Genomic DNA, 22893 nt, shown 5'->3' with positions numbered 1-22893 from the left:
GGCACGCAACCGACGTCCTGAGCGGACAAGAATGATAGGGTCGAATTCCGTGGTGAATGCAAACGAAGCCGCCCACGAGGCCGGCGCACAGCAGACCGAAAACCAGCGACCGAGCAAGGTGACCCGCCAGATCTTCGTGACGGGCGGAGTGGCTTCCTCCCTCGGCAAGGGCCTGACCGCCTCGTCCCTCGGGATGCTGCTGCGGGCACGCGGGCTCTCCGTGACGATGCAGAAGCTGGATCCGTACCTCAACGTCGATCCGGGCACCATGAACCCCTTCCAGCACGGCGAGGTCTTCGTGACCGACGACGGGGCGGAGACCGACCTCGACATCGGCCACTACGAGCGGTTCCTCGACGAGAACCTCGACGCCTCGGCCAACGTGACCACCGGCCAGGTGTACTCCACGGTCATCGCCAAGGAGCGCCGGGGAGAGTACCTCGGGGACACCGTCCAGGTCATTCCCCACATCACCGACGAGCTGAAGAACCGCATGCGCCGCCGCGCGCAGGGCGACGACCAGCCGGACATCATCATCACCGAGATCGGCGGCACGGTCGGCGACATCGAGTCCCAGCCGTTCCTGGAGGCCGCGCGCCAGGTGCGCCAGGACGTCGGCCGCCGCAACGTGTTCTACCTGCACGTCTCCCTGATCCCGTACATCGGCCCCTCGGGCGAGCTGAAGACCAAGCCGACCCAGCACTCCGTGGCCGCGCTGCGCGGGCTCGGCATCCAGCCGGACGCGCTGGTGCTGCGCTCCGACCGGCAGGTCCCGGACACGATGCTGCGCAAGATCGGCAACGCCTGCGACGTCGACCACGACGCCGTGATCTCCTGCCCGGACGCCCCGAGCATCTACGACATCCCGCGCACCCTGCACTCCCAGGGCCTCGACACCTACATCCTCGACTACCTGGGGCTGGACTACCGGGACGCCGACCTGGCGCAGTGGGAACGCCTGCTCAAGGCCGTGCACGAGCCAGCCCACTTCGTCACGGTGGCCATGGTCGGCAAGTACATCGACCTGCCGGACGCCTACCTGTCGGTCTCCGAGGCCCTGCGCGCCGGCGGCTTCGCCAACGACGCCCGCGTGAAGATCAAGTGGGTGGCCTCGGACCTGTGCGAGACGCCGGAGGGCGCCCAGCGCGAGCTCGGCGACGTCGACGCGATCTGCGTCCCCGGGGGCTTCGGCATCCGGGGCATCGAGGGCAAGCTCGGCACCCTGCGCTTCGCCCGGGAGCACCGCATCCCGACCCTCGGCCTGTGCCTGGGCCTGCAGTGCATGGTCATCGAGTACGCCCGCACGGAACTCGGACTGACCGGGGCCTCCTCGACCGAGTTCGAGCCCGAGACCGGGTATCCGGTCGTGGCGACCATGGACGAGCAGAAGCAGTTCGTCCAGGGCGCCGGCGACCTCGGCGGCACCATGCGGCTCGGCCTCTACGACGCGCAGCTGCGGGCCGGGTCCGTGGTGGCCGGCGCCTACGGCGCCACCGAGGTCAAGGAGCGCCACCGCCACCGCTACGAGGTCAACAACGAGTACCGTGAGCGCCTCGAGGAGGCAGGACTCGTGATCTCCGGGACCTCCCCCGGCGGCACCCTCGTGGAGTTCGTGGAGCTGCCCGCCGACGTGCACCCCTACTACGTGGGCACCCAGGCGCACCCCGAGCTCATGTCCCGCCCGACCCGCCCGCACCCGCTGTTCGACGGGCTCGTGAAGGCGGCCCTCGAGCGCCGCGCGGCCGAGGGCCGCTGACACCCCGTCCGTCGCCGCACGGGCGTCCCGGGGCAGGCGCCGGTCCTCGCGGGGACCGGCGCCTGCGCCGTCTCCCCACCGCACCGTCTCCGTACCGCGCGCCGCTCGAGGCAGCCCCCGCCGCCCCGCGACGGGCGGCCGATCCGAAAGGGACCCCATGGACATCCGCCACCTCGCACCCGAGGAGCTCACCGACCAGCTCAGCGACCGCCGCACCGTGGCCTCCGAGACGGTCTACGAGGGTTTCATCTGGGACGTCCGGCGCGACGAGTTCGAGCTCGCCCGGGGCGAGGACCCACTCCGGCGCGACTACATCACCCACCCCGGTGCCGTGTCCGTGCTCGTGCTCAACGACCACGACGAGGTGCTGCTCATCAACCAGTACCGCCGGCCGGTCGGCATGACCATGTGGGAGATCCCCGCCGGCCTGCTCGACGTCGAGGGGGAGGACCCCGCCGCGGCGGCACAGCGAGAGCTCGCGGAGGAGGCCGACCTGTGCGCCGAGCGCTGGGACGTCCTCGTGGACTTCCACAACAGCCCCGGCTCCTCCTCGGAAGCCAACCGGATCTTCATGGCGCGCGGCCTCAGCGACGTCCCCGACCACGAGCTGCACGAGCGCGCCGGGGAGGAGGCGGAGATCCACGGGGCGTGGGTCCCGCTCGACGGCGCGGTGCGGGCGGTGCTGGAGGGCCGCCTGAACTCGCCCGCCGTGGTGATCGGGGTCCTCGCCGCCCACGCCGCCCGGTCGGAGGGCTACCGGTCCCTGCGCCCGGCCGACGCCCCGTGGCCCGGCCACCCCGGCCTCCGGTGACCGGGGTCCCGGCCGGTGCGGCGTCCGGGGCCCCGTCCGGGGCCGTCCCCGGCGACGCGCTCGAGCGGGCCCTGGAGCGCTATCTGCAGCACCTGGGCGTCGAGCGGGGCCTGGCCGCCAACACGCTCACCGCGTACCGGCGGGACCTGCGCCGCTACGCCGAGCACCTCCGGGAGCGCACGGACCCGCCCGTGACCACCCTGGAGGGCATCACCACCGGACACGTGCGCGACTTCCTCCGGGACCTGTCCGCGGGGTCGGAGGACAGCGCGCCCCTGAGCACCCGCAGCGCCGCGCGGTGCCTCGTCGCGGTGCGGGGCGCCCACCGGTTCTGGGCCCTCGAGGGCCTCACGCGCACGGACCCCGCGGCCCCCGTCCAGCCGCCCACACCCGGGATGCGCCTGCCCAAGGCCGTCCCCGTCGAGCAGGTCACCGCGCTGCTCGAGTCGACCGGCACCGAGACCCCCCAGCAGCTGCGCGACCGGGCCCTGCTCGAGGTCCTCTACTCCACCGGCGCCCGCATCTCGGAGGCGACCGGCCTCGACGTCGACGACCTGTCCCGGGCCGTGCGCCGCAGCGGGGAACCGGAGGAGGCCGGGGCCGGAATGCCTTTCGTGCGGCTGTTCGGCAAGGGCGGCAAGGAACGGATGGTCCCGCTCGGCTCCTGGGCCGTCCGGGCCGTGGACGACTGGCTCGTGCGGGGCCGGCCCGCGCTCGCGGCCGAGGGGCGGGGCACACCCGCGCTGTTCCTCAACGCCAGGGGCGGGCGGATCAGCCGCCAGACGGCGTGGACCACGGTGAAGAGCGCTGCGGAGCGGGTGGGCCTGGGGGACCGGATCACTCCGCACACGCTGCGCCACTCCTTCGCCACCCACCTCCTCGAGGGTGGCGCCGACCTCCGTGTCGTCCAGGAGCTGCTCGGCCACGCCTCGGTCAGCACCACGCAGGTGTACACCCTGGTGACCGTCGACTCCCTGCGCGAGGTCTACGCCGCCGCCCACCCCCGCGCCCGGTAGCCGGGCCCGCCGACCGCTGCCGCGTCCCGAACAGGTCACAGAGCTGCCGGTGCTATCGCGAAGACCGGTCGGCGGCCTAGCCTGGAGGCACGCCCGAGCGCACCGCTCGGTGGACGGACGGGGACGTCATGCGGCAGGTCACACGGCACACCACACAGCACACCGAGCAGCGCACGGCGCGCAGAGCCGGACGGACGGGCCGGCTGCTGCTCGTCCTGCTGTGCGCCCTGGGCCTGGTGCTCCCGGGCCTCGCCACCCCGGCGTTCGGGGCCACGGCGATCCAGGCCGAGCACCAGCGGCTCGGGGGAGCCGACGGCCGGCTCGGCAGGGCCCTGGGCCCCGAGCGGTGCGGGCTGGTCCGGGACGGCTGCTACCAGAAGTTCGAGCGCGGGACCATCCACTGGTCGCCGCGGACCGGGGCACGTCCCACGTGGGGCGCGATCCGCGCGGCGTGGGCCGCCCAGGACTACGAGCGGGGGCGGCTGGGCTATCCCGTGGGCCGTGAGGTCTGCGGTCTGCGCGACGCCGGCTGCTACCAGGCCTTCGAGGGCGGTGTCGTGGTGTGGTCGCGGCCGAGCGGGGCCCACCCCACCGTCGGCGGCATCCGGGCCGCCTGGCTGCGCCACGGCGCGGAACGCGGCGCTCTCGGCTACCCCGTCTCGTCGGAGACCTGCGCGGCCGGCGGATGCCGGCAGAGCTTCCAGCGCGGCTCCATCACCTGGGCCCGCGGCGCCGGGACCCGGGTCGCCCGGGAGATCGACCGCGCCACGTCGGTGTACGTCGTCGTCAACAAGCGCCGCCCCCTCGACCCCGCCGACCACGTGCCGCGCCCCCTCGAGTCCGTGGGCGGGCAGCTCATGCGGGCGGACGCCGCCGCGGCGTTCCGGCGGATGCAGCGGGCCGCCGCCGGGGACGGGGCGCCCCTGACGGCGGTCAGCGGGTACCGCTCCTACGCCACGCAGGCCGGCCTCTACCGACACTACGTGTCGCTCTACGGCCAGGCGCAGGCGGACCTGATCTCCGCCCGGCCGGGCCACAGCGAGCACCAGACCGGGCTGGTCATGGACATCGGCGACCCGAGCGGGGAGTGCGGTCTGCAGAGCTGCTTCGAGGGGACCCCCGCCGGGGCGTGGGCGCGCGAGCACGCCCACGAGCACGGCTTCATCGTGCGGTATCCGCGCGGCCGGACGGCGACCACCGGCTACGCCTACGAGCCGTGGCACCTGCGCTACGTCGGGGTGCACGTGGCCACCGGCATGGTCGAGCAGGACATCCCCACGCTCGAGCACTACATGGGGCTCCCCGGGGCGCCCACCTACTGAGCGCCCGGGCCGGGGGCGGGTCCGCGGACCCGCCCCCGGCACCGCGCTACAGGTGCCGCTCGTCCGGGCCGTTGTACTCGGACAGCGGGCGGATCAGGGAGTTGGAGGCCACCTGCTCCATGACGTGGGCGGTCCAGCCCGTGATCCGGGCGGCCACGAACAGCGGGGTGAACGTGGGGATGTCGAAGCCCATGAGCCAGTAGGTCGGACCGGCCGGGTAGTCCAGGTTCGGCTTGATGCCCTTGGCCTGGTCCATGGACTTCTCGAGCCCGTTGTACAGTCCCAGCAGCTCGTCCCGGCCGTAGTGGGCGACCATCGCGTCCAGGGCCGCCTTCATGGTGGGCACCCGCGAGTCCCCGTGCTTGTACACGCGGTGGCCGAAGCCCATGACCTTCTTCTTCGCCGCCAGGGCCTCGTCCATCCAGGCCCTGGCGCGGGCCTCGGCGTCCTCGGCGGACTCCTCCTTGCGGATGCCCAGTTCCACGAACGTCTCCATGACCGCCTCGTTGGCCCCGCCGTGCAGCGGTCCCTTGAGCGCGCCGATGGCGGCGGTGACCGCCGAGTGCAGGTCCGACAGGGTCGAGGTCACCACCCGGGCCGTGAACGTCGAGGCGTTGAAGGAGTGCTCGGCGTAGAGGATCATCGAGGTGTTGAACGCCTCCACGACCTGCGGGTCGGCCTCCTCGCCGAAGGCCATCCAGAGGAAGTTCGCAGAGTAGCCGAGGTCCGCCCTCGGCTCCACCACGTCCTGGCCGCGGCGGCGGCGCTGGTCGTAGCAGACGACGGCGGGCATGGCCGCGAACAGCTTCTGCGCCTTGGCCAGGTTCGCCTCCGGCGTGGAGTCCTCGGCCTGGGGGTCCTGGGCCCCCAGGACGGACACCGCGGTCCGGCAGACGTCCATGGGGTGGCACGTGGTCGGCAGGGCGTCGATGATCGCCCTCAGCTCCGGCGTGAGGGCCCGGTGCTGCCGCTCCCGGGCCGTGAACTCCGCCAGCTCCTCCTCCGTGGGCAGCTCGCCGTTCCACAGCAGCAGGGCGACCTGCTCGAAGGAGCAGGACGCGGCCAGCTCCTGCACGGGATAGCCGCGGTAGAGCAGCGAGTTGGTGTCCGGGTTGACCTTGGAGATGGCCGTGTAGTCAGCGATGACGCCGGCCAGCCCCTTGTGGACCTCGCTCTGGGTCTCGGTCATGGTGGTCTCCTTCACGTGGTCGGTGCGGTGGGTGCGGTCAGTGGTGCAGCCCGGGGACCTCGAAGTCGAACACCCCGGAGTCGAACTGGTTGTACCCGTTGTAGTCCACCAGCTCGTAGAGCCGGGCGCGAGTGAGCATGTCCGGCACGGCCGCCTCCTGGGTGCCGTCGGTCCGGATGGTGTCCAGCACGCGCTCCATGGCGCCCAGGGCGGCGCGCATCAGGGTCACCGGGTAGATGATCATGTTCACGCCCACGTCCTGGAGCTGGTCGGCGGTGAACAGCTGCGACTTCCCGAACTCGGTCATGTTCGCCAGGATCGGCACGTCCACCGCGGCCCGCATCGCCTCGAACTCGGACAGGTCGGCCATCGCCTCGGGGAAGATCGCGTCGGCGCCGGCGTCCACCAGGGCCTTCGCCCGGTCGGTGGCGGCGGCCAGGCCCTCGACGCCGCGGATGTCGGTGCGGGCCATGACGAGGAAGTTCTCGTCCCGGCGGGCCTCGGCGGCGGCGCGGACCCGTTTGACGGCCGTGTCGAGGTCCACCACGTTCTTGCCGTCCAGGTGGCCGCAGCGCTTGGGGTTGAACTGGTCCTCGATGTGGCACCCGGCCAGTCCGGCGTTCTCGAGCTCCTGGACGGTACGGGCCACGTTCATGGGCTCACCGAAGCCGGTGTCGGCGTCGACCAGGCACGGCAGGTCCGTGACCCGGGCGATCTGCCCGGCCCGCTGCGCCACCTCGGGCAGGGCGGTGAGGCCGATGTCGGGGAAGCCCAGCTCGTTGGCGAGCACGGCCCCGGAGATGTAGACGCCGTCGAAGCCCTGCTCCTGGATCAGTTTCGTGGACAGCGGGGTGTAGGCGCCCGGGAACCGGGTGGCTCGCGGGCCGGCCAGCATCTGCCGCAGGGCGGTCCGCTTGGCCTCGGGGGTGGTGGTGGAGAACAGCATGCTCAGAAGATTCCCTTCGTGCCGGTGCGCAGATCCGCGGAGGCGGTGACGTTGAGGGCGTCCAGCTCGCCGCCGGCCAGGTCCGGGAGGTTCTCGGCGGCGGCGATGAAGCGCTCCAGCTCGTCGTCGGCGACGATCCCGGCGGCGAGGGTGCGCAGCTTGGTGACGTACTGGTCGCGGGCGAACGGGCGGGCGCCGAGCGGGTGGGCGTCGGCCACGGCGATCTCCTCGACCACGGTGGAGCCGTCGGCGAGGACGATCTCGGCCCGCCCCCCGAAGGCCTTCTCGGCCGGGTCCAGGGAGTGGTAGCGGCGGGTCCACTCCGCGTCCTCGGCCGTGGTGACCTTGTGCCACAGGGCCACCGTGTCCGGCCGGCCGGCGCGCTCGGGGGCGTAGGAGCCCACGTGGTCCCAGGCCCCGTCCTGGAGCGCGACGGTGAAGATGTAGGGGATGGAGTGGTCCAGGGTCTCCCGGGTGGCGGCCGGGTCGTACTTCTGCGGGTCGTTGGCCCCGGAGCCGATCACGTAGTGGGTGTGGTGGGAGGTGTGCAGCACGATGCGCTCGATCCGGGCGGGGTCGGCGAGCTCGGGCCGTTCGCGGTGCAGCTTGCGGGCCAGGTCGATCCAGGCCTGCGCCTGGTACTCGGCCGAGTGCTCCTTGGTGTAGGTGTCCAGGATCGCGGCCTTGACCTCTCCCGGAGCGGGCAGCGGCACCTCGTAGGCGGCGCCGGGGCCGTCCAGCAGCCAGGCGATGACCCCGTCCTCGCCCTCGTAGATGGGGGTGGGGGAGGTCTGCCCGCGCATCGCCCGGTCGACGGCCTCCACGGCCATCTTCCCGGCGAAGGCCGGGGCGTGGGCCTTCCAGGTGGAGATCTCACCCTTGCGGGACTGGCGGGTCGCGGTGGTGGTGTGCAGGCCCTGGCCGATCGCGTGGAAGATCGTCTCGACGTCCAGGCCCAGCAGGGTGCCGATGCCGGCGGCGGCGGACGGGCCGAGGTGGGCGACGTGGTCGATCTTGTGGGCGTGCAGGCAGATGGCCTTCACGAGGTCCACCTGCAGCTCGTAGCCGGTCGCGATCCCGCGCACCAGGTCGTGGCCGGACGCGCCGACGTGCTGGGCCACGGCGAGGATCGGCGGGATGTTGTCCCCGGGGTGGGAGTAGTCGGCGGCCAGGAACGTGTCGTGGTAGTCGAGCTCGCGCACGGCCACGCCGTTGGCCCAGGCCGCCCACTCCGGGGAGACCTTGTGCCGGTCCGCGGGCACCCCGTAGAGGGCGGAGCCGGTCCCGTGCGGTCCCGGCGCGTGGGCCAGCGCCTGGTCCCGGGCGGAGACGATCGGGTCCCGGTCGAGCGAGGCGATCGCCACCGAGGCGTTGTCCAGGACCCGGTTGATCACCATCTCGGTCACCTCCGGGGTGACCTCGACCGGGTCCGCGGCGACCTCGGCCATCTTCCAGGCCAGCTGCTCCTCGCGGGGCAGGTTGTCCTTGGACGGGTGGACGCGCACGGAATGGAGAACGGTCATGGGATTTCCTCTCGTGTGGACGGGCGACCGCCGGCAGCGGTCGAAGCGGGGCCTCGCTCAGCCGGCGGCCTCGAGCGGGGGTGCGGGCTGGACCCACTCCCGGACAGGGGTGGTCAGGACGGCCTGCAGCGAGTTGGCCAGGTGCACGCGCGTCGCGGCCTCGGCGATCTCCTCGGAGCCGTCCGCGATGGCGCGGGCGATCTGGGCGTGCTCGGCGGCGGCGCGCGCCAGCCGGTCGGGGTTGGTGCGGGAGAGCTTGCGCACCCGCGCCAGGTGCAGGCGCAGCGAGCGCTGGGCCGCGGTGAGGTAGGGGTTGGCCGTGGCCTCGTCGATGGCGCGGTCCATGCGCTCCACGAGGTCGTAGTACCCGGCCCGGTCCGTGCCCGGGCCGTGGAGCTGGGCCACGACCGCCTCGAGCTCGGCGGCCAGTCCCTGGAACGCGACGGGGTCGCGGCGCCGGGCGGCGAGCCGGGCCGCCCGGCAGTCCAGGGCCTCCCGCAGCTCGAACAGGGCGCGGACGTCCTCGAGGGAGACCTGGGAGACGACGACACCGCGGCCCCGGTGCGCCTCCGCGAGGCCGTCGGCGGTGAGCCGGCTGAGGGCCTCGCGGATCGGCGTGCGGGAGATGCCGAAGCGCTCCGACTGCTCGACCTCGCCGAGCACCTGTCCCGGGAGCAGCCGCCACTCGACGATGTCCTCCCGCAGCGCCTCGTAGGCGCGGTCGCTGGCTCGCACGGCTCCCTCCTCGCTGTAGCCGACCGCGCCGGGGAGTGCGACGCGGGCCCTGGGTGACAGGCATCACAATACAGGGACATTGTATACACAGTTCCCGGCGAATGACGAGGGATTTGGTCGCTCCGGGGTCGGTTGTGTGTCTGTGTATACACACTTCTTGTCGCGTGTGACCTGCGCCACTAGGGTGTCCGGCAGGACCGCAACCCCGGGAGGGATCCATGAGCACCGACCACCGAACACCGCCGCAGGCCGAGGGATACGCAGAGGTCTACCGCCGCAGCGTGCAGGACCCGGAGGGGTTCTGGCTCGAGGCCGCCCGTGCCGTGGACTGGGTGCGCGAGCCCACCACCGCCCTCGACGCCGCCGCCGCCCCGCTCTACCGGTGGTTCCCGGACGGCGAGCTCAACACCTCCTACAACGCCCTCGACCGGCACGTGGAGGCCGGCCACGGCGAGCGCACCGCACTGGTCTACGACTCCGCGGTGCTGGGGGTCCAGGAGCGCTTCAGCTACGCGCGGCTGCGGGACGACGTCGCCCTGTTCGCCGGGGCGCTCGCGGCCCGTGGAGTGGGCAAGGGCGACCGGGTGCTCGTCTACCTCCCGATGATCCCGCAGGCCGTCGTGGCGATGCTGGCCTGCGCCCGGCTGGGCGCCGTGCACTCCGTGGTCTTCGGTGGGTTCGCCCCGAAGGAGCTCGCCTCCCGCATCGACGACTCCCGGCCGATCGTGGTGGTGACCACGACCGGTGGCGTGGAGCCGAGGCGGCGGGTCGAGTACATCCCGGCGATCGAGGAGGCCCTGCGGATGGCCGAGCACGCCCCCGGGACGGTGCTGGTGCACGAGCGCCCGGGGTTCGAGACCACCGTCGAGGACGCCCGGAGCCGGGCCGGGACCGGCGGGCAGCCCGTGGTCGAGTGGCTCGACTGGGCGGGTGCCGTCGCGGGCGCCGAGCCCGCACCGCCCGTGCCGGTCGCGGCCACCGATCCGCTCTACGTCCTGTACACGTCCGGGACCACCGGGGCCCCCAAGGGCGTGGTCCGCGACAACGGCGGGCACGCCGTGGCCCTGACGTGGTCCATGCGCCACATCTACGACGTCGGACCCGGCGAGGTGATGTGGACGGCGTCCGACGTCGGCTGGGTCGTCGGCCACTCCTACATCGTCTACGGTCCGCTCCTGGCCGGCGCCACGACCGTGCTCTACGAGGGCAAGCCCGTGGGCACCCCGGACGCCGGGGCGTTCTGGCGGCGCGTCGAGGACCACGGCGTGAAGGTGCTGTTCACCGCCCCCACGGCCCTGCGGGCCATCCGGCGGGCGGACCCCGAGGGCGAGCTGGTGCGCCGGCACGACATGGGTTCCCTGCAGACCCTCTTCGTGGCGGGGGAGCGCCTCGACCCCGAGACGTACCACTGGGCCTCCCGGGTGCTGGGCGTCCCGGTCGTCGACCACTGGTGGCAGACGGAGACGGGCTGGGCCATCTGCGCCAATCCCTTCGGGATCGAGCGGCTGCCCCTCAAGGCCGGCTCGCCGTCCGTGCCGGTGCCGGGCTACCGGGTGGAGGTCCTGGACCCGCTGGGCCGGCCGGTGGGGACCGGCGAGGAGGGCAACATCGCCCTGCGCCTCCCGCTGCCGCCGGGCACGCTGTCCACGCTGTGGGGCGACGACCGGCGGTTCGTGGACTCCTACCTCAGCGCGTTCCCCGGCTACTACGCCACGGGCGACTCCGGTCACGTGGACGAGGACGGCTACGTCTACGTCATGGGGCGCACCGACGACGTCATCAACGTCTCCGGACACCGCCTGTCCACCGGGGCGATGGAGCAGGTCCTGGCCTCCCACCCGGCGGTGGCCGAGTGCGCCGTGATCGGGGTGGGGGATCCGCTCAAGGGCCAGCGGCCGTCCGGGTACGTGGTGCTCAAGACCGGCGCCGACGTGCCGCCCGAGCGGCTCCGGGAGGAGCTCGTGGCGCTGGTGCGCCGGCAGATCGGGGCGGTGGCGGACTTCAAGGACGTGACCGTGGTGGAGGGGCTGCCCAAGACCCGTTCCGGGAAGATCCTGCGCAAGACCATGCGGCAGATGGCCGACGGCGAGGACTACGCCGTGCCCTCGACGATCGAGGACGCCTCCGTGCTGGAGGCCCTCGAGGAGGTGCTGCGCCCGCGCGGCGGACGGTGACGCGTCGACGCACGGCAACGAACCCGTGGCGTTCCCCCGGGGCGGCCGCCATCGCCGCAGCCCTCCCGGACAGGGACGGCGTGGGCCGGGCCCGGTCCTGCCGGAACGGGCCGTGCCCTCGGGGAGGAGCGGAGACGGGCGCCGCCCAGGACCACGAGTCGCCGGGCGAGCCGTCCGGGACACTCCGCCCGTGCGCGCGCCGGGTCAGCGGCCGGGGGAGACGTCCTGCCCGGCCCAGCCGTACTCGAGCTCGGGACGTCCGGGCGTGCCGTGGCGCGGGCGGCGCTGCACGAGGCCGCGGCCTGCCAGGTGCTCGAGGTAGCGCCGCGCCGTGACCCGGGACAGCGGGCTGCGCTCGGCGACCTCTCCGGCCGACAGCCACTCCCCGCCCCGCATCAGCGCGGTGACGGACTCCAGGGTCGAGGCGGACAGGCCCTTGGGCGCGTCCGGGCGGGTGGGTGCGCCGAGGGCCGCGAACGCACGGTCGACCTCGGCCTGCCCCATCGTCCCCGCCGCCCCGAGGGCGGAGCGGTAGCGCCGGTAGGCCTCGAGCTTCTCCTCGAACACGGCGTAGGTGAAGGGTTTGATGAGGTAGCCGACCACGCCGAGGGTGCTCGCCGCCCGGACGGTCGCCACGTCCCGGTGCGCCGTGATCACCAGCAGGTCCACCGTCTCGCCGCGGGCGCGCAGGGTCCGGGCCACGTCGAGACCGGACATGTCCGGCAGGCTAACGTCCAGCAGCACGAGGTCCACGGGACGGCCCGCCCGCCGGGCGGCCTGCACGGCCTGCACGGCTGTTCGCCCGGACACGGCGGTGGCGGCCGCCTCGAAGCCCGGCGAGCGGTCGACGTACTGGGCGTGGGCTGCGGCGGTGAGCGGCTCGTCGTCGACGACCAGGACACGGACCGGGGCGCTCACGGCGCCCGCCCCGCCGCGGCATCGCGGGCCACCGGGACGGTCACCGTGAACACGGCCCCGCCGTCGTTGCGGTGCTCGATCCGGGCGCCCCACCGCTCCACGACCTCCCGCACGAGGTGCAGGCCCACGCCACGGCCCTCCGGGCCCGCCGGCTTCGTGGTGACGCCGAGCTCGAACACCTCCCGGGCGAGGTCCTCGGGGATCCCCATCCCGGTGTCGGCGACGGTGATCACGACCGTGTCCCGGGCCGGACCGGTGCCCTCGGGGGCTCCGGCGATCTCGACCTCGACGACCGGGCGCACCCGGGCGGCGTTGGCCGCGGCGGCCTCGACGGCGTTGTCCACGAGGTTGCCGACGAGGGTCACGAGGTCGGCGGGGGAGACGGGGATGCGGGGAGCGCCCGGGTCCACGACGACCTCCAGCTCCACGCCGCGCTCGTGGGCCGCGGCGGTCTTGCCGACCAGCAGGGCCGCGAGGAAGGGGTCGTCCAGGTGGGCGAGGAGGTCCTCGGAGAGTACCTGGGTGCGGGCCATGTCGGCGGAGGCGAAGCCGAGGGCCTCCTCGTCGCGGCCGAGCTCCAGCAGCGAGACGACCGTGTGCATCCGGTTGGCGTGCTCGTGGGTCTGGGCCCGCAGCGCCCCGGCCAGCGCGGCGGTGGCGCGCAGCTGGCCCGAGAGCCGGGAGATCTCGGTGTGGTCCCGCAGGATCACGATCGTGCCGCGCCCGGCGAGCGCCCCGCGGGCCGGGTGGGCCGAGACGATGAGCGTGCGCTCCCCGACCACGAACCACTGCTCCTGCACCGGTGCCCCCGAGCGCAGGACGGCGGCCAGCGCGCCCGGCAGGTCCAGGTCCTCGACCGGGAGGGGATCGTGCCGGGCCGGGCCCGGGGCCGCCGGGGACCGGACGCCGAGCAGCTCACGGGCCCGGGCGTTGAGCACCTGCACCGCACCGGCCGTGTCCACGAGCAGGAGGCCCTCGGTGGCCTCGTTGAGCACGGCGTCGTGCAGCGAGTGCACCTGGGCGAGCTCCTCCGGTCCCCAGCCGTGCGTGACCCGCCCCAGGTACCGGGCCCCGAGCGCTGCGACCGCCGCCGAGGCGGCGAGCAGCAGCAGCCCTACGAGGAGCACCGCCGGCAGCTGGGCGAGCGCCTGTTGCGAGACGGCCTCGAGGAGGACGCCGGTGGCCACGAGCGCCACGACCCTTCCGTCCGCGTCCCGGACCGGGGCGATCGTGCGCACGGAGGGGCCGAGGTTGCCGCGTTCGGTGCTCGTCCAGGTCCGACCGGCGAGCGCGTGCGAGCGGTCCCCGCGGTAGGCCTCGCCGACGGACGAGGGCAGGGGGTGCGTCCAGCGCGTTCCGTCCGGGGCCATGATCGTGACGAAGTCGAGGTCCGTGTCCGCGAGCAGCCGGTCCGTGAGCGGCTGCAGGACCGCGTGCGGGTCCGGGCCGGTCACCGCCTCGAGCACGTAGGGGTCGTCCGCGAGGGCCGTGGCGAGGACCCGGGTCACCGCCTCGGCGCGGTCCACGACCGCGCCGCGCTCGTGGGCGAACAGGACCAGGGAGACGGCGAGGGTGACGAGGGCGACGACGGCCAGCTGCATCAGGAGGAAGCGCCGGGCCAGGGACATGTCCGCTCCTTGTCGCTCCGGTCGGTGCCTCCCGCGGTTGTGGTGGGCGTCACGACCATTATGACCACAACACGACAGGTCGGCGGGCGGCGGTGAGACTCGTCACATCGGCCCGATCCAGGGCCCGCGCTCCACCCGTCCGCTCCACCCATCCGAACCGGAGGACAAGCATGGCCACCGTCGACCCGCAGCCGCCCGCCCCGCAGCAGAAGAAGGACAGGACGCACTACCTGTACGTCTTCGTGATCGTCGCCGTCGTCGCCGGCGCCGTCCTGGGCCTCGTGGCCCCCGAGTTCGCCCGGACGCTCAAGCCCGTCGGCACCGCGTTCATCGCCCTCATCAAGATGATGATCGCCCCCATCATCTTCTGCACGATCGTCCTCGGCGTCGGCTCCATCGCCAGGGCGGCGACCGTCGGCAAGGTCGGCGGCCTGGCCCTGGCCTACTTCATGGCGATGTCCACCATGGCGCTGGGCATCGGCCTGGTGGTCGGCAACCTCATCCATCCCGGCGAGGGCCTGAACATCCAGGGCTCGGAGTACGAGATCACGGATGCGGGCCACGGTGACGGCGAGGGCGGGACGATCGGCTTCCTGCTCGGCATCATCCCCACGTCCCTGCTCTCCTCGCTGACGGAGGGCAACATCCTGCAGACCCTGTTCGTGGCGCTGATCGTGGGCTTCGCCCTGCAGCAGATGGGCCCGGCCGGCCGGCCCGTGCTCCGGGCCGTGGGCCACGTCCAGGCCCTGGTCTTCCGGATCCTCATCATGGTCATGTGGGCCGCCCCCATCGGCGCGTTCGGCGCGATCGCCGGCGTGGTCGGCGAGACCGGCGTCCAGGCCATCGTCTCGATGGCCACCCTGATGATCGCCTTCTACCTCACCTGCGTCCTGTTCATCGTGGTGGTCCTGGGCGGGCTCCTCAAGGCCGTCACGGGGATCAACATCTTCCGGCTCATGAGGTACCTCGGCCGCGAGTACCTGCTGATCTTCTCCACCTCATCCTCCGAGGCGGCCCTGCCCCGGCTCATCGCCAAGATGGAGCACGTGGGCGTCTCCAGGCCGGTGGTCGGCGTCACGGTCCCGACCGGCTACTCGTTCAACCTGGACGGCACCGCCATCTACCTGACCATGGCCGCCCTGTTCGTGGCCTCCGCGATGGGCAGCCCGCTGGCCATCGGCGAGCAGATCTCGCTGCTGGTGTTCATGATCATTGCCTCGAAGGGCGCCGCCGGGGTCACCGGCGCCGGCCTGGCCACCCTCGCCGGCGGCCTGCAGTCCCACCGCCCCGACCTGGTCGACGGGGTCGGCATCATCGTCGGCATCGACCGCTTCATGTCCGAGGCACGCGCCCTGACCAACTTCACGGGCAACGCCGTGGCTACCCTGCTGATCGGCAAGTGGACCCGCGAGATCGACCTCGTCCAGGTCGAGCGCGTGCTCTCCGGGCGGGACCGGTTCGACGAGTCCACCATGGCGGCGCACTCGCACGGCACCGCCGAGGACCGGCCCGCTGCCGAGCCCGCCACCGGGGCCCGCACGGAGGAGTCCGTCGCGAAGAAGGTGGAGGTCGCGGCCGGAACGCGCTGAACCGCGCCCGCGCAGCTGCCCGCGCCCGGCCCGTGCCCGCCGCGCTCCTCCGGGGCGCGGCGGGCACGGGCCGCGGTCGTCCGCCGGCTCCACCGCTGCCCCGGAATTCGGGGCGGCCCGGCGGCGGCGGTACCCTGGTAGCTGATCGAGTCCAGGAGAACCCCAGGTCGGCCCGTCCGGCCCGGGCCGCCCCGTGCCCGGGGCCGGCCGGCCCGAGCGCGACCACGAACGAAAGAGCGGTGCCACGAGTGAGCCAGCAGAGCGACGAGAGGAACCCCGGCACGGGCGAGGCCGGGACGGGAACCGTCGGCCTGACCGGCCGTCCCGCGCGCGACTTCCCCGAGCCGCCCGAGCTCTCCACCCACGGTCCCGCCCGGATCATCGCGATGGTCAACCAGAAGGGCGGGGTTGGCAAGACCACCTCGACCATCAACCTGGGCGCAGCACTCGCCGAGCTGGGCCGGAAGGTCCTGCTCGTCGACTTCGACCCGCAGGGCGCCCTCTCCGCCGGTCTCGGCGCCAACCCCCACGAACTGGAGCTGACGGTCTACAACGTCATGATGGACCGCTCCGTGGACGTCTGGGACGTGGTCCAGGAGACCGACGTCGAGGGCGTCGACCTGCTCCCCGCCAACATCGACCTCTCCGCGGCCGAGGTGCAGCTGGTCACCGAGGTGGCCCGGGAGCAGGTGCTGGCCAGCGCGCTGCGCAAGCTCGAGGAGCACTACGACGTCATCATCATCGACTGCCAGCCCTCACTGGGGCTGCTGACGGTCAATGCGCTGACCGCCGCGCACGGGGTGGTGATCCCGCTCATCGCCGAGTTCTTCGCCCTGCGCGCCGTGGCGCTGCTCGTGGACTCCATCGAGAAGGTCCAGGACCGGCTCAACCCCCGCCTGCAGATCGACGGCGTGCTCGCCACGATGTTCGACTCCCGCACCCTGCACTCCCGCGAGGTCATGGCCCGGATCGTGGACGCGTTCGGGGACAAGGTCTTCGACACCGTCATCAAGCGCACCGTGAAGTTCCCGGACGCCACGGTGGCCGCCGAGCCCATCCTCTCCTTCGCCACGGCCCACCAGGGCGCCGAGTCCTACCGCCAGCTGGCGCGGGAGCTCATCTCGCGCGGCGGCGCACCCTGATGCACCCCGGGGAGCCGCCGGTCCCCGACGGGCCCGGCGGCTTCGCGGTGCAGCTGGAGGACTTCGCGGGGCCCTTCGAGGTCCTGCTCTCCCTGATCGCCCAGCACGAACTGGACATCACCAGGATCGCGCTGGCCACCGTCACGGACGAGTTCCTCCAGTACGTGCGCGCCCTGCACGAGCACGGCTCGGCCCGCGCGCTCGACGAGGCCAGCGAGTTCCTCGTGGTCGCCGCGACCCTCCTGGACCTCAAGGCCGCCCGGCTGCTGCCGCGCGGGGAGGTCGAGGACGAGGAGGACGTTGCCCTGCTCGAGGCGCGGGACCTGCTCTTCGCGCGCCTGCTGCAGTACAAGGCGTTCAAGGAGGTGGCCGTCCTGCTCGACGAGCGGATGCGGGCCGAGTCCACCCGGCTGCCCCGGTCGGTGCCGCTGGACCCGGAGGTGGCGGCCGTGCTGCCCGAGCTCGACTGGCGGACCACGCCCGAGCAGTTCGCCGAGATCGCCCGCGCCGTCTTCGTGCCCCGCCCCGGCGCGCCCGCGGAGGTCGGCGTGGACCACCTGCACGGTGCCGCCGTCTCGGTCCGGGACGAGGCCGAGATCCTCGCCGCGCTGCTCGAGGACGGCGCCCCGCGCTCCTTCCGCGCACTCGTGGCGGACGCCGGGTCAACCCTGGCGGTGGTGGTGCGGTTCCTGGCGCTGCTCGAGATGTACCGTGACGCGGTGCTCGAGCTCGCCCAGGAGCACCCGCTGGGCGAGCTGACCGTCCGCTGGACCGGGGCCGGCACCGGGTGGACCGCCGACCGGCTGTCCGAGGACGCCGCGGGCCCCGAGGACGGGGCCCCGGACCGGGTGCCCGCCGTCTCGGGAGCGTCCGCATGAGCGCCGCGACCGAGGGCGGACCGGACCTCGAGGCGCTGCCCGGCGGCGTGCGGGCCGCCGTCGAGGCGATCCTGATGGTCGCCGACGAGCCCGTCAGCGAGTACGAGATCGCCGCCGCCCTGGTGGTCCCGGTGGCCTCCGTGCAACGGGTCCTCGACCGGCTCCGCGCGGAGTACGACGGCGTCGCCGCGGATCCGGGGTATGATGGGACGCTGGCGCCGCGCGGGTTCGAGCTGCGCAGCACCGGTGCCGGCTGGCGGATCCACTCGCGCAGCGAGTTCGCCCCCGTGGTCTCCGCGTTCGTCGCGGAGGGACAGACCGCCCGGTTGTCGCAGGCGGCCCTGGAGACCCTGGCCGTCGTGGCCTACCGCCAGCCCGTGAGCCGGGGACGCATCTCCGCGATCCGCGGGGTCAACGTCGACGGCGTCGTGCGCACGCTCGTGCAGCGAGGCCTGATCCGCGAGCTCGAGCGGGACGGCGAGTCCGGCGCCGTGCTCTACGGCACCACCACGTTCTTCCTGGAGAAGATGGGCATCGGCTCGCTCGACGAGCTCCCCGACATCGCCCCTCATCTGCCGGGCATCGACCAGATCGACCACTACGAGGACTGAGACACCACCATGGCCACTTCACGTTCATCATCGGGCCGCCCCGGACCCGGCGGCCGCCGCGCCCCCGGTTCCCAGGGCGGCCAGAAGCCCCGCACCGGCCAGGGCGGCACGTCGTTCCAGGGTGGGAAGGGCGCTCCCGCCCGCGGTCCCGCCAAGGCCGGGACCGCGAAGTCCGGCGGCAAGGGCGGGACCTCCAAGGGCGGCGCCAAGGGCGGCGCCTCGACTGGCGCCGGTCAGGACCGCGGGCCCCGCCCGTTCGCGTCCTCCGAGAAGAGCGCCCGGCGGATGCCCGCCACCCCGTACCGCCCGCCGCACCGGAAGCGGCGGCCCAAGAACCCGCCCGTGGACCGGCTCGACCAGCACGACCCGGACGGGGTGCGGCTGCAGAAGCTCATGGCCCAGGCCGGCGTGGCCTCGCGGCGGGTCTGCGAGGAGATGATCGAGGCCGGCCGCGTGCAGGTGAACGGCGAGACCATCACCGAGCTCGGCATCCGGGTGGACCCGGACACCGTCGAGATCCACGTGGACGGCGTGCGCGTGCAGCTCGACGAGAACCTGGTCTACTACGCCTTCAACAAGCCCGAGGGCGTGCTCTCCACCATGGAGGACCCCGAGGGCCGGCCGTGCGTGTCCGACTACCTGAACCAGCAGAAGAACGAGCGCGTCTTCCACGTGGGCCGCCTCGACGTCGAGACCGAGGGCCTGCTGCTGCTGACCAACGACGGCGAGCTGACCAACCGGCTCACCCACCCCTCCTACGAGGTCCCCAAGACCTACCTCGTGCAGGTGCGCGGGCCCATGGAGAAGGGCATCGGCGCGGCCATGAAGGCCGGCATCGAGCTCGAGGACGGCATCGCCTCCGTCGACTCCTTCCGGCTCGTGGACTCCACCCCCGGCCACCTGCTCGTGGAGGTCGTCCTGCACTCCGGGCGCAACCGCATCGTGCGCCGGCTCTTCGACGCCGTGGGCCACCCCGTCGAGAAGCTCGTGCGCACCGAGGTCGGTCCCATCCGGATCGGGGACCAGCGCCAGGGCACCGTCCGCCGGCTCTCCAGGACCGAGGTCGGGCACCTCCTCGCCTCGGTGGGCATGTAGGGAGCGCCCATGACGCAGACCTCCTCCGCACCGCCGGCCCCCGCGGCGACCTCCGGGCCGGTGCTCGTGGTCGGCGCCGGCCTGCTGGGCGCCAGCATCGGGCTGGGCCTGCGCCACCTCGGCGTGGACGTCTGGCTGCAGGACGCCTCGCCCACCGCCGAGGCCGTGGCCCAGGACATCGGCGCCGGCCGCTCCTGCCGTGCGGCGGGGGAGGACCGGATCCCGGAGCCGGCCCTCGTCGTCGTCGCCACCCCGCCGGACGTCACGGCGCAGACCGTGGTCGAGGCGCTGGGACGCCACCCCGAGGCGGTCGTCCTCGACATCGCCTCCGTCAAGGAGGCCGTGCTCGACGACGTGCGCGCCCTGGGCGGCGACCTCACCCGGTACGTGGGCACCCACCCCATGGCCGGACGCGAGCGCTCCGGCCCCGTGGCCGCCCGCGGCGAGCTGTTCACGTCCATGCCCTGGGTCGTGTGCGACTCCGGGCGCTCCGCGCCCGCGGCGCTCGCCGCGGCGAAGAACCTGGCCGTGGACCTCGGGGCGACCGTCACGTTCATGGACGCCCGCGAGCACGACGCGACCGTGGCGCTGATCTCCCACCTGCCGCAGGTGATGTCCTCCCTGCTGGCCTCCCGGCTGCAGGACACCCCGCTGCACCACCTCTCCCTCGCCGGCCAGGGGCTGCGGGACACCACGCGCATCGCCGCCTCCGACCCCGGCCTGTGGGTGCAGATCCTCTCGGCGAACGCCGCCCCGGTGGTCGCGTCCCTGCACGGGGTGCGCCAGGACCTCGACCGGCTCATCGCCACCCTCGAAGCCCCGCAGGCCCCGGGCGCACGGCTGGACATCGCCCAGCTCATGGCGGAGGGCAACGCCGGCCGGGCCCGCATCCCGGGCAAGCACGGCGGCGCGCCCCGCGCGTTCGCGACCCTCACCGTGCTCGTGGGGGACGTCCCCGGGCAGATCGCCCGCCTGCTCACCGAGATCGGGGAGATCGGCGTCAACCTCGAGGACCTGCGCCTCGAGCACTCCCCGGGCCAGCCCGTGGGCCTCGTCGAGGTCTCCGTGCTGCCCAACCGCCGCAAGGAACTCGTCGAGGCGCTCCAGGAGCGCGGATGGAAGGTCGTGCAGTGAACACCGGAACGAACACCGCCCGCGGCGCAGCACCCGGGACCGAGGCGCCGGCGGCCGCCGGACGGCAGCTGGTCGTCGCCATCGACGGGCCCTCCGGCTCCGGCAAGTCCAGCGTGTCCAGGGAGGTGGCCCGCCGCTTCGGCCTCGCCTACCTGGACACGGGCGCGATGTACCGCGCCCTCACCTGGTGGTGCCTCGACCGCGGGGTGGACCTCTCCGACGGCGACGCCGTGGTCGAGGCCGCCCGTGCCCTCCCGCTGGCCCAGGGCACCGACCCCGACCGGGAGCTGGTTTTCGTGGGCGGCGCCGACGTGGGCGCCGAGATCCGGGGCGCCCGGGTGACGGAGGCCGTCAGCGCCGTGGCCACCAATCCGGCGGCGCGGGCGGTGCTGGTGGCCCGCCAGCAGGAGCTCATCGCCGACAGCGGCCGGCGGATCGTCGCCGAGGGCCGGGACACCACCACCGTGGTGGCCCCTGACGCCGACGCCCGGATCCTGCTCACCGCCGACGAACGGGCGCGGATGGCCCGACGCGGCCTGCAGAACGGCGGCGTCGAGGACGCCGAGCAGCTGCGGGCGCGGGTCGTGGGCCGGGACGCGAAGGACGCCACGGTCGTGAACTTCACCGAGGCCGCCGACGGCGTGGTGACGATCGACTCCTCCGAGCTCACCGTGGAGCAGACGGTCCAGGCCGTCATCGACGTCGTCGTCCGCGCCGCGGGCCGCTCCGCCTAGACCCCCGCTTCCCCGACTTTTCCGCACCCCGACCGGCCGCACCCGGCCCAGCGAAGGACAGCCATGACCGGCAACCCCGAGAACCCCGCGCACGACACCGCCCACGACCCCTACGAGGCCGAGATCCTCGGCGGCACCACGGACGACGTCGCACAGCGGCTCGCGGCCATCGACGACGACGAGGCCGAGCAGCGCGCGCAGGCGCTGCGGGCCGGGCTCGAGGACTACGAGCTCGACGAGGAGGACGCCGCGCTGCTCGCCGAGTGGGCGGAGGACGGCGACCAGGCCCCGGAGCGCCGGCCCGCCCCGGTGCTCGCCATCGTGGGCCGCCCGAACGTCGGCAAGTCGACCCTCGTCAACCGCATCCTCGGCCGGCGCGAGGCCGTCGTGGAGGACACCCCCGGCGTGACCCGCGACCGCGTCTCCTACCGGGCCACCTGGAACGGGCGCAACTTCACCCTCGTGGACACCGGCGGGTGGGAGTACGACGCCAAGGGCATCAACGCCCGGGTCGCCGAGCAGGCCGAGATGGCCGTGGAGTTCGCCGACGCCGTGCTGCTCGTGCTCGACGCGACCGTGGGCGTCACCGCCGCGGACGAGGCCATCGTGAAGATGCTGCGCAAGGTCAGGAAGCCGGTGATCCTGGTCGCGAACAAGGTGGACTCCCCGCAGCTCGAGGTCGAGGCCACCTACCTGTGGTCCCTCGGCATGGGGGAGCCGCACCCGGTGTCCGCCCTGCACGGGCGCGGCGCCGCCGACGTCCTCGACGCCGTCATGGACGTGCTCCCCGAGTTCTCCGCCGTGGCCGAGACCGAGCTGACCGGCGGACCCCGCCGGGTGGCGCTCATCGGGCGCCCGAACGTGGGCAAGTCCTCGCTGCTCAACAAGCTCGCCGGCTCCGAGCGCGTCGTCGTGGACCCCCTGGCCGGGACCACCCGCGACCCCGTGGACGAGCTGATCGAGCTGGGCGGCAAGCCGTGGCGCTTCATCGACACTGCCGGCATCCGCCGCCGGGTGCACATGGCGCAGGGCGCGGACTTCTACGCGTCCCTGCGCACCCAGGCGGCCCTCGAGCGCGCCGAGGTGGCCGTGGTGCTGCTGGCCGCGGACGAGGTGCTCTCCGAGCAGGACGTCCGCATCCTGCAGCTGGCCGTGGACTCCGGGCGCGCCCTCGTGCTCGCCTTCAACAAGTGGGACCTCATGGACGAGGACCGCCGGTACTACCTCGAGCGGGAGATCGACCGCGACCTCGCCCACGTGGCCTGGGCGCCGCGGGTGAACGTCTCGGCGAAGACCGGCTGGCACAAGGACAAGCTCGTCCCCGCCCTGGAGACGGCCCTGGCCTCGTGGGACACCCGCGTCCCCACCGGGCGGCTCAACGCGTTCCTCGGCGAGATCGTGGCCGCCCACCCGCACCCCGTGCGCGGCGGCAAGCAGCCCCGGATCCTCTTCGGCACCCAGGCCTCCTCGCGCCCGCCGCGCTTCGTGCTGTTCACCACGGGCTTCCTCGACCCCGGCTACCGGCGGTTCATCACCCGCCGCCTGCGCGAGACCTTCGGCTTCGAGGGCACGCCCATCGAGGTGTCCATGCGCGTGCGGGAGAAGCGGAACCGGAAGCGCTGAGGCGCCCGCCGAGATGAATTCCGCCGGAGCTTGCTGTAATGTGATGCGAGTGCTCGGGGCGGGAACGCA

At 73.3% G+C, this 22893-nt stretch carries 19 protein-coding genes; 13 read left to right on the top strand and 6 right to left on the bottom strand.

Going from position 1 to position 22893, the window contains the following annotated elements:
* Positions 1–31: 31 nt before the first annotated feature.
* The 4 genes from pyrG to ABD220_RS04880 all read left to right on the top strand — a co-directional run bounded on the left by pyrG (position 32) and on the right by ABD220_RS04880 (position 4905).
* Positions 32–1756, top strand: a complete 1725-nt coding sequence (gene pyrG, locus ABD220_RS04895; RefSeq protein ID WP_344120311.1) for a CTP synthase — start codon at positions 32–34, stop codon at positions 1754–1756.
* Positions 1757–1913: 157 nt separating this feature from the next.
* Positions 1914–2567 (top strand): NUDIX domain-containing protein, encoded by a 654-nt coding sequence (locus ABD220_RS04890; RefSeq protein ID WP_344120309.1) that lies wholly within the window; start codon positions 1914–1916, stop codon positions 2565–2567.
* On the top strand, positions 2564–3583 hold the full coding sequence (locus ABD220_RS04885) for a site-specific tyrosine recombinase XerD (protein WP_344120308.1): 1020 nt from the start codon (positions 2564–2566) through the stop codon (positions 3581–3583). Before ABD220_RS04890 ends, ABD220_RS04885 begins: the two co-directional genes overlap by 4 nt.
* Before the next feature lie 128 nt (positions 3584–3711).
* Complete coding sequence (locus ABD220_RS04880) at positions 3712–4905, top strand: D-alanyl-D-alanine carboxypeptidase family protein (RefSeq protein ID WP_344120307.1); 1194 nt, start codon at positions 3712–3714, stop codon at positions 4903–4905.
* A 46-nt stretch (positions 4906–4951) separates the two neighbouring features.
* Here the strand turns inward: ABD220_RS04880 and ABD220_RS04875 are convergent, their stop codons facing one another.
* The 4 genes from ABD220_RS04875 to ABD220_RS04860 are packed head-to-tail and all read right to left on the bottom strand — an operon-like array spanning position 4952 to position 9298.
* Positions 4952–6094, bottom strand: a complete 1143-nt coding sequence (locus ABD220_RS04875) for a bifunctional 2-methylcitrate synthase/citrate synthase (RefSeq protein WP_344120305.1) — start codon at positions 6092–6094, stop codon at positions 4952–4954.
* 37 nt (positions 6095–6131) lie between these two features.
* Positions 6132–7040 carry a methylisocitrate lyase gene (gene prpB / locus ABD220_RS04870; RefSeq protein ID WP_344120303.1) on the bottom strand — a complete coding sequence of 303 codons (909 nt, stop codon included), beginning with the start codon at positions 7038–7040 and terminating at the stop codon, positions 6132–6134.
* 2 nt (positions 7041–7042) lie between these two features.
* A complete protein-coding gene (locus ABD220_RS04865) occupies positions 7043–8563 on the bottom strand; it encodes an MmgE/PrpD family protein (RefSeq protein WP_344120301.1) in 1521 nt (506 codons plus the stop codon).
* 57 nt (positions 8564–8620) lie between these two features.
* Positions 8621–9298: a GntR family transcriptional regulator gene (locus ABD220_RS04860; protein ID WP_344120299.1), complete on the bottom strand. Its 678-nt coding sequence runs from the start codon at positions 9296–9298 to the stop codon at positions 8621–8623.
* Positions 9299–9516: 218 nt separating this feature from the next.
* Here ABD220_RS04860 and ABD220_RS04855 point away from each other — a divergent pair, with 218 nt between their 5' ends.
* On the top strand, positions 9517–11472 hold the full coding sequence (locus tag ABD220_RS04855) for a propionyl-CoA synthetase (protein ID WP_344120298.1): 1956 nt from the start codon (positions 9517–9519) through the stop codon (positions 11470–11472).
* Positions 11473–11676: 204 nt separating this feature from the next.
* Here ABD220_RS04855 and ABD220_RS04850 read toward each other — a convergent pair whose 3' ends face one another.
* Positions 11677–12390, bottom strand: coding sequence for a response regulator (locus tag ABD220_RS04850; RefSeq protein ID WP_344120296.1), 714 nt, complete (start codon positions 12388–12390; stop codon positions 11677–11679).
* Positions 12387–14018: a sensor histidine kinase gene (locus tag ABD220_RS04845; RefSeq protein ID WP_344120294.1), complete on the bottom strand. Its 1632-nt coding sequence runs from the start codon at positions 14016–14018 to the stop codon at positions 12387–12389. Before ABD220_RS04845 ends, ABD220_RS04850 begins: the two co-directional genes overlap by 4 nt.
* A 170-nt stretch (positions 14019–14188) precedes the next feature.
* Here ABD220_RS04845 and ABD220_RS04840 point away from each other — a divergent pair, with 170 nt between their 5' ends.
* The 8 genes from ABD220_RS04840 to der all read left to right on the top strand — a co-directional run bounded on the left by ABD220_RS04840 (position 14189) and on the right by der (position 22824).
* Positions 14189–15607, top strand: a complete 1419-nt coding sequence (locus tag ABD220_RS04840) for a cation:dicarboxylate symporter family transporter (RefSeq protein ID WP_344120293.1) — start codon at positions 14189–14191, stop codon at positions 15605–15607.
* A gap of 248 nt (positions 15608–15855) precedes the next feature.
* Entirely contained in the window at positions 15856–16749 is an 894-nt protein-coding gene (locus ABD220_RS04835) for a ParA family protein (RefSeq protein ID WP_017833723.1), read from the top strand.
* On the top strand, positions 16749–17627 hold the full coding sequence (locus tag ABD220_RS04830) for a segregation and condensation protein A (protein WP_344120286.1): 879 nt from the start codon (positions 16749–16751) through the stop codon (positions 17625–17627). The genes ABD220_RS04835 and ABD220_RS04830 overlap by 1 nt, the downstream gene beginning before the upstream one ends.
* The gene (gene scpB, locus ABD220_RS04825; protein ID WP_344120284.1) at positions 17624–18238 is read left to right on the top strand and encodes an SMC-Scp complex subunit ScpB; all 615 of its coding nucleotides are present in this window, start codon (positions 17624–17626) and stop codon (positions 18236–18238) included. Before ABD220_RS04830 ends, scpB begins: the two co-directional genes overlap by 4 nt.
* A gap of 9 nt (positions 18239–18247) precedes the next feature.
* On the top strand, positions 18248–19333 hold the full coding sequence (locus tag ABD220_RS04820; RefSeq protein WP_344120283.1) for a pseudouridine synthase: 1086 nt from the start codon (positions 18248–18250) through the stop codon (positions 19331–19333).
* 9 nt (positions 19334–19342) lie between these two features.
* Positions 19343–20467, top strand: coding sequence for a prephenate dehydrogenase (locus ABD220_RS04815; protein ID WP_344120281.1), 1125 nt, complete (start codon positions 19343–19345; stop codon positions 20465–20467).
* On the top strand, positions 20464–21201 hold the full coding sequence (cmk, locus tag ABD220_RS04810; protein WP_425552508.1) for a (d)CMP kinase: 738 nt from the start codon (positions 20464–20466) through the stop codon (positions 21199–21201). Before ABD220_RS04815 ends, cmk begins: the two co-directional genes overlap by 4 nt.
* Positions 21202–21264: 63 nt before the next feature.
* Positions 21265–22824 carry a ribosome biogenesis GTPase Der gene (der, locus tag ABD220_RS04805; protein WP_344120279.1) on the top strand — a complete coding sequence of 520 codons (1560 nt, stop codon included), beginning with the start codon at positions 21265–21267 and terminating at the stop codon, positions 22822–22824.
* Positions 22825–22893: the final 69 nt, after the last annotated feature.

Origin of the sequence: Kocuria aegyptia (genome assembly GCF_039530085.1) — a bacterium.
In the GTDB taxonomy this organism is placed as follows: domain Bacteria; phylum Actinomycetota; class Actinomycetes; order Actinomycetales; family Micrococcaceae; genus Kocuria; species Kocuria aegyptia.
Note: the sequence above shows the minus strand (reverse complement) of the source record. Positions and strands in the feature narration are given on the sequence as shown.

Coding starts and splice junctions, on each gene's coding strand:
- pyrG (WP_344120311.1), top strand. CDS start 32: ATGATAGGGTCGAATTCCGTGGTGAATGCAAACGAAGCCGCCCACGAG.
- ABD220_RS04890 (WP_344120309.1), top strand. CDS start 1,914: ATGGACATCCGCCACCTCGCACCCGAGGAGCTCACCGACCAGCTCAGC.
- ABD220_RS04880 (WP_344120307.1), top strand. CDS start 3,712: ATGCGGCAGGTCACACGGCACACCACACAGCACACCGAGCAGCGCACG.
- ABD220_RS04875 (WP_344120305.1), bottom strand. CDS start 6,094: ATGACCGAGACCCAGAGCGAGGTCCACAAGGGGCTGGCCGGCGTCATC.
- prpB (WP_344120303.1), bottom strand. CDS start 7,040: ATGCTGTTCTCCACCACCACCCCCGAGGCCAAGCGGACCGCCCTGCGG.
- ABD220_RS04865 (WP_344120301.1), bottom strand. CDS start 8,563: ATGACCGTTCTCCATTCCGTGCGCGTCCACCCGTCCAAGGACAACCTG.
- ABD220_RS04855 (WP_344120298.1), top strand. CDS start 9,517: ATGAGCACCGACCACCGAACACCGCCGCAGGCCGAGGGATACGCAGAG.
- ABD220_RS04845 (WP_344120294.1), bottom strand. CDS start 14,018: ATGTCCCTGGCCCGGCGCTTCCTCCTGATGCAGCTGGCCGTCGTCGCC.
- ABD220_RS04840 (WP_344120293.1), top strand. CDS start 14,189: ATGGCCACCGTCGACCCGCAGCCGCCCGCCCCGCAGCAGAAGAAGGAC.
- ABD220_RS04830 (WP_344120286.1), top strand. CDS start 16,749: ATGCACCCCGGGGAGCCGCCGGTCCCCGACGGGCCCGGCGGCTTCGCG.
- scpB (WP_344120284.1), top strand. CDS start 17,624: ATGAGCGCCGCGACCGAGGGCGGACCGGACCTCGAGGCGCTGCCCGGC.
- ABD220_RS04820 (WP_344120283.1), top strand. CDS start 18,248: ATGGCCACTTCACGTTCATCATCGGGCCGCCCCGGACCCGGCGGCCGC.
- ABD220_RS04815 (WP_344120281.1), top strand. CDS start 19,343: ATGACGCAGACCTCCTCCGCACCGCCGGCCCCCGCGGCGACCTCCGGG.
- der (WP_344120279.1), top strand. CDS start 21,265: ATGACCGGCAACCCCGAGAACCCCGCGCACGACACCGCCCACGACCCC.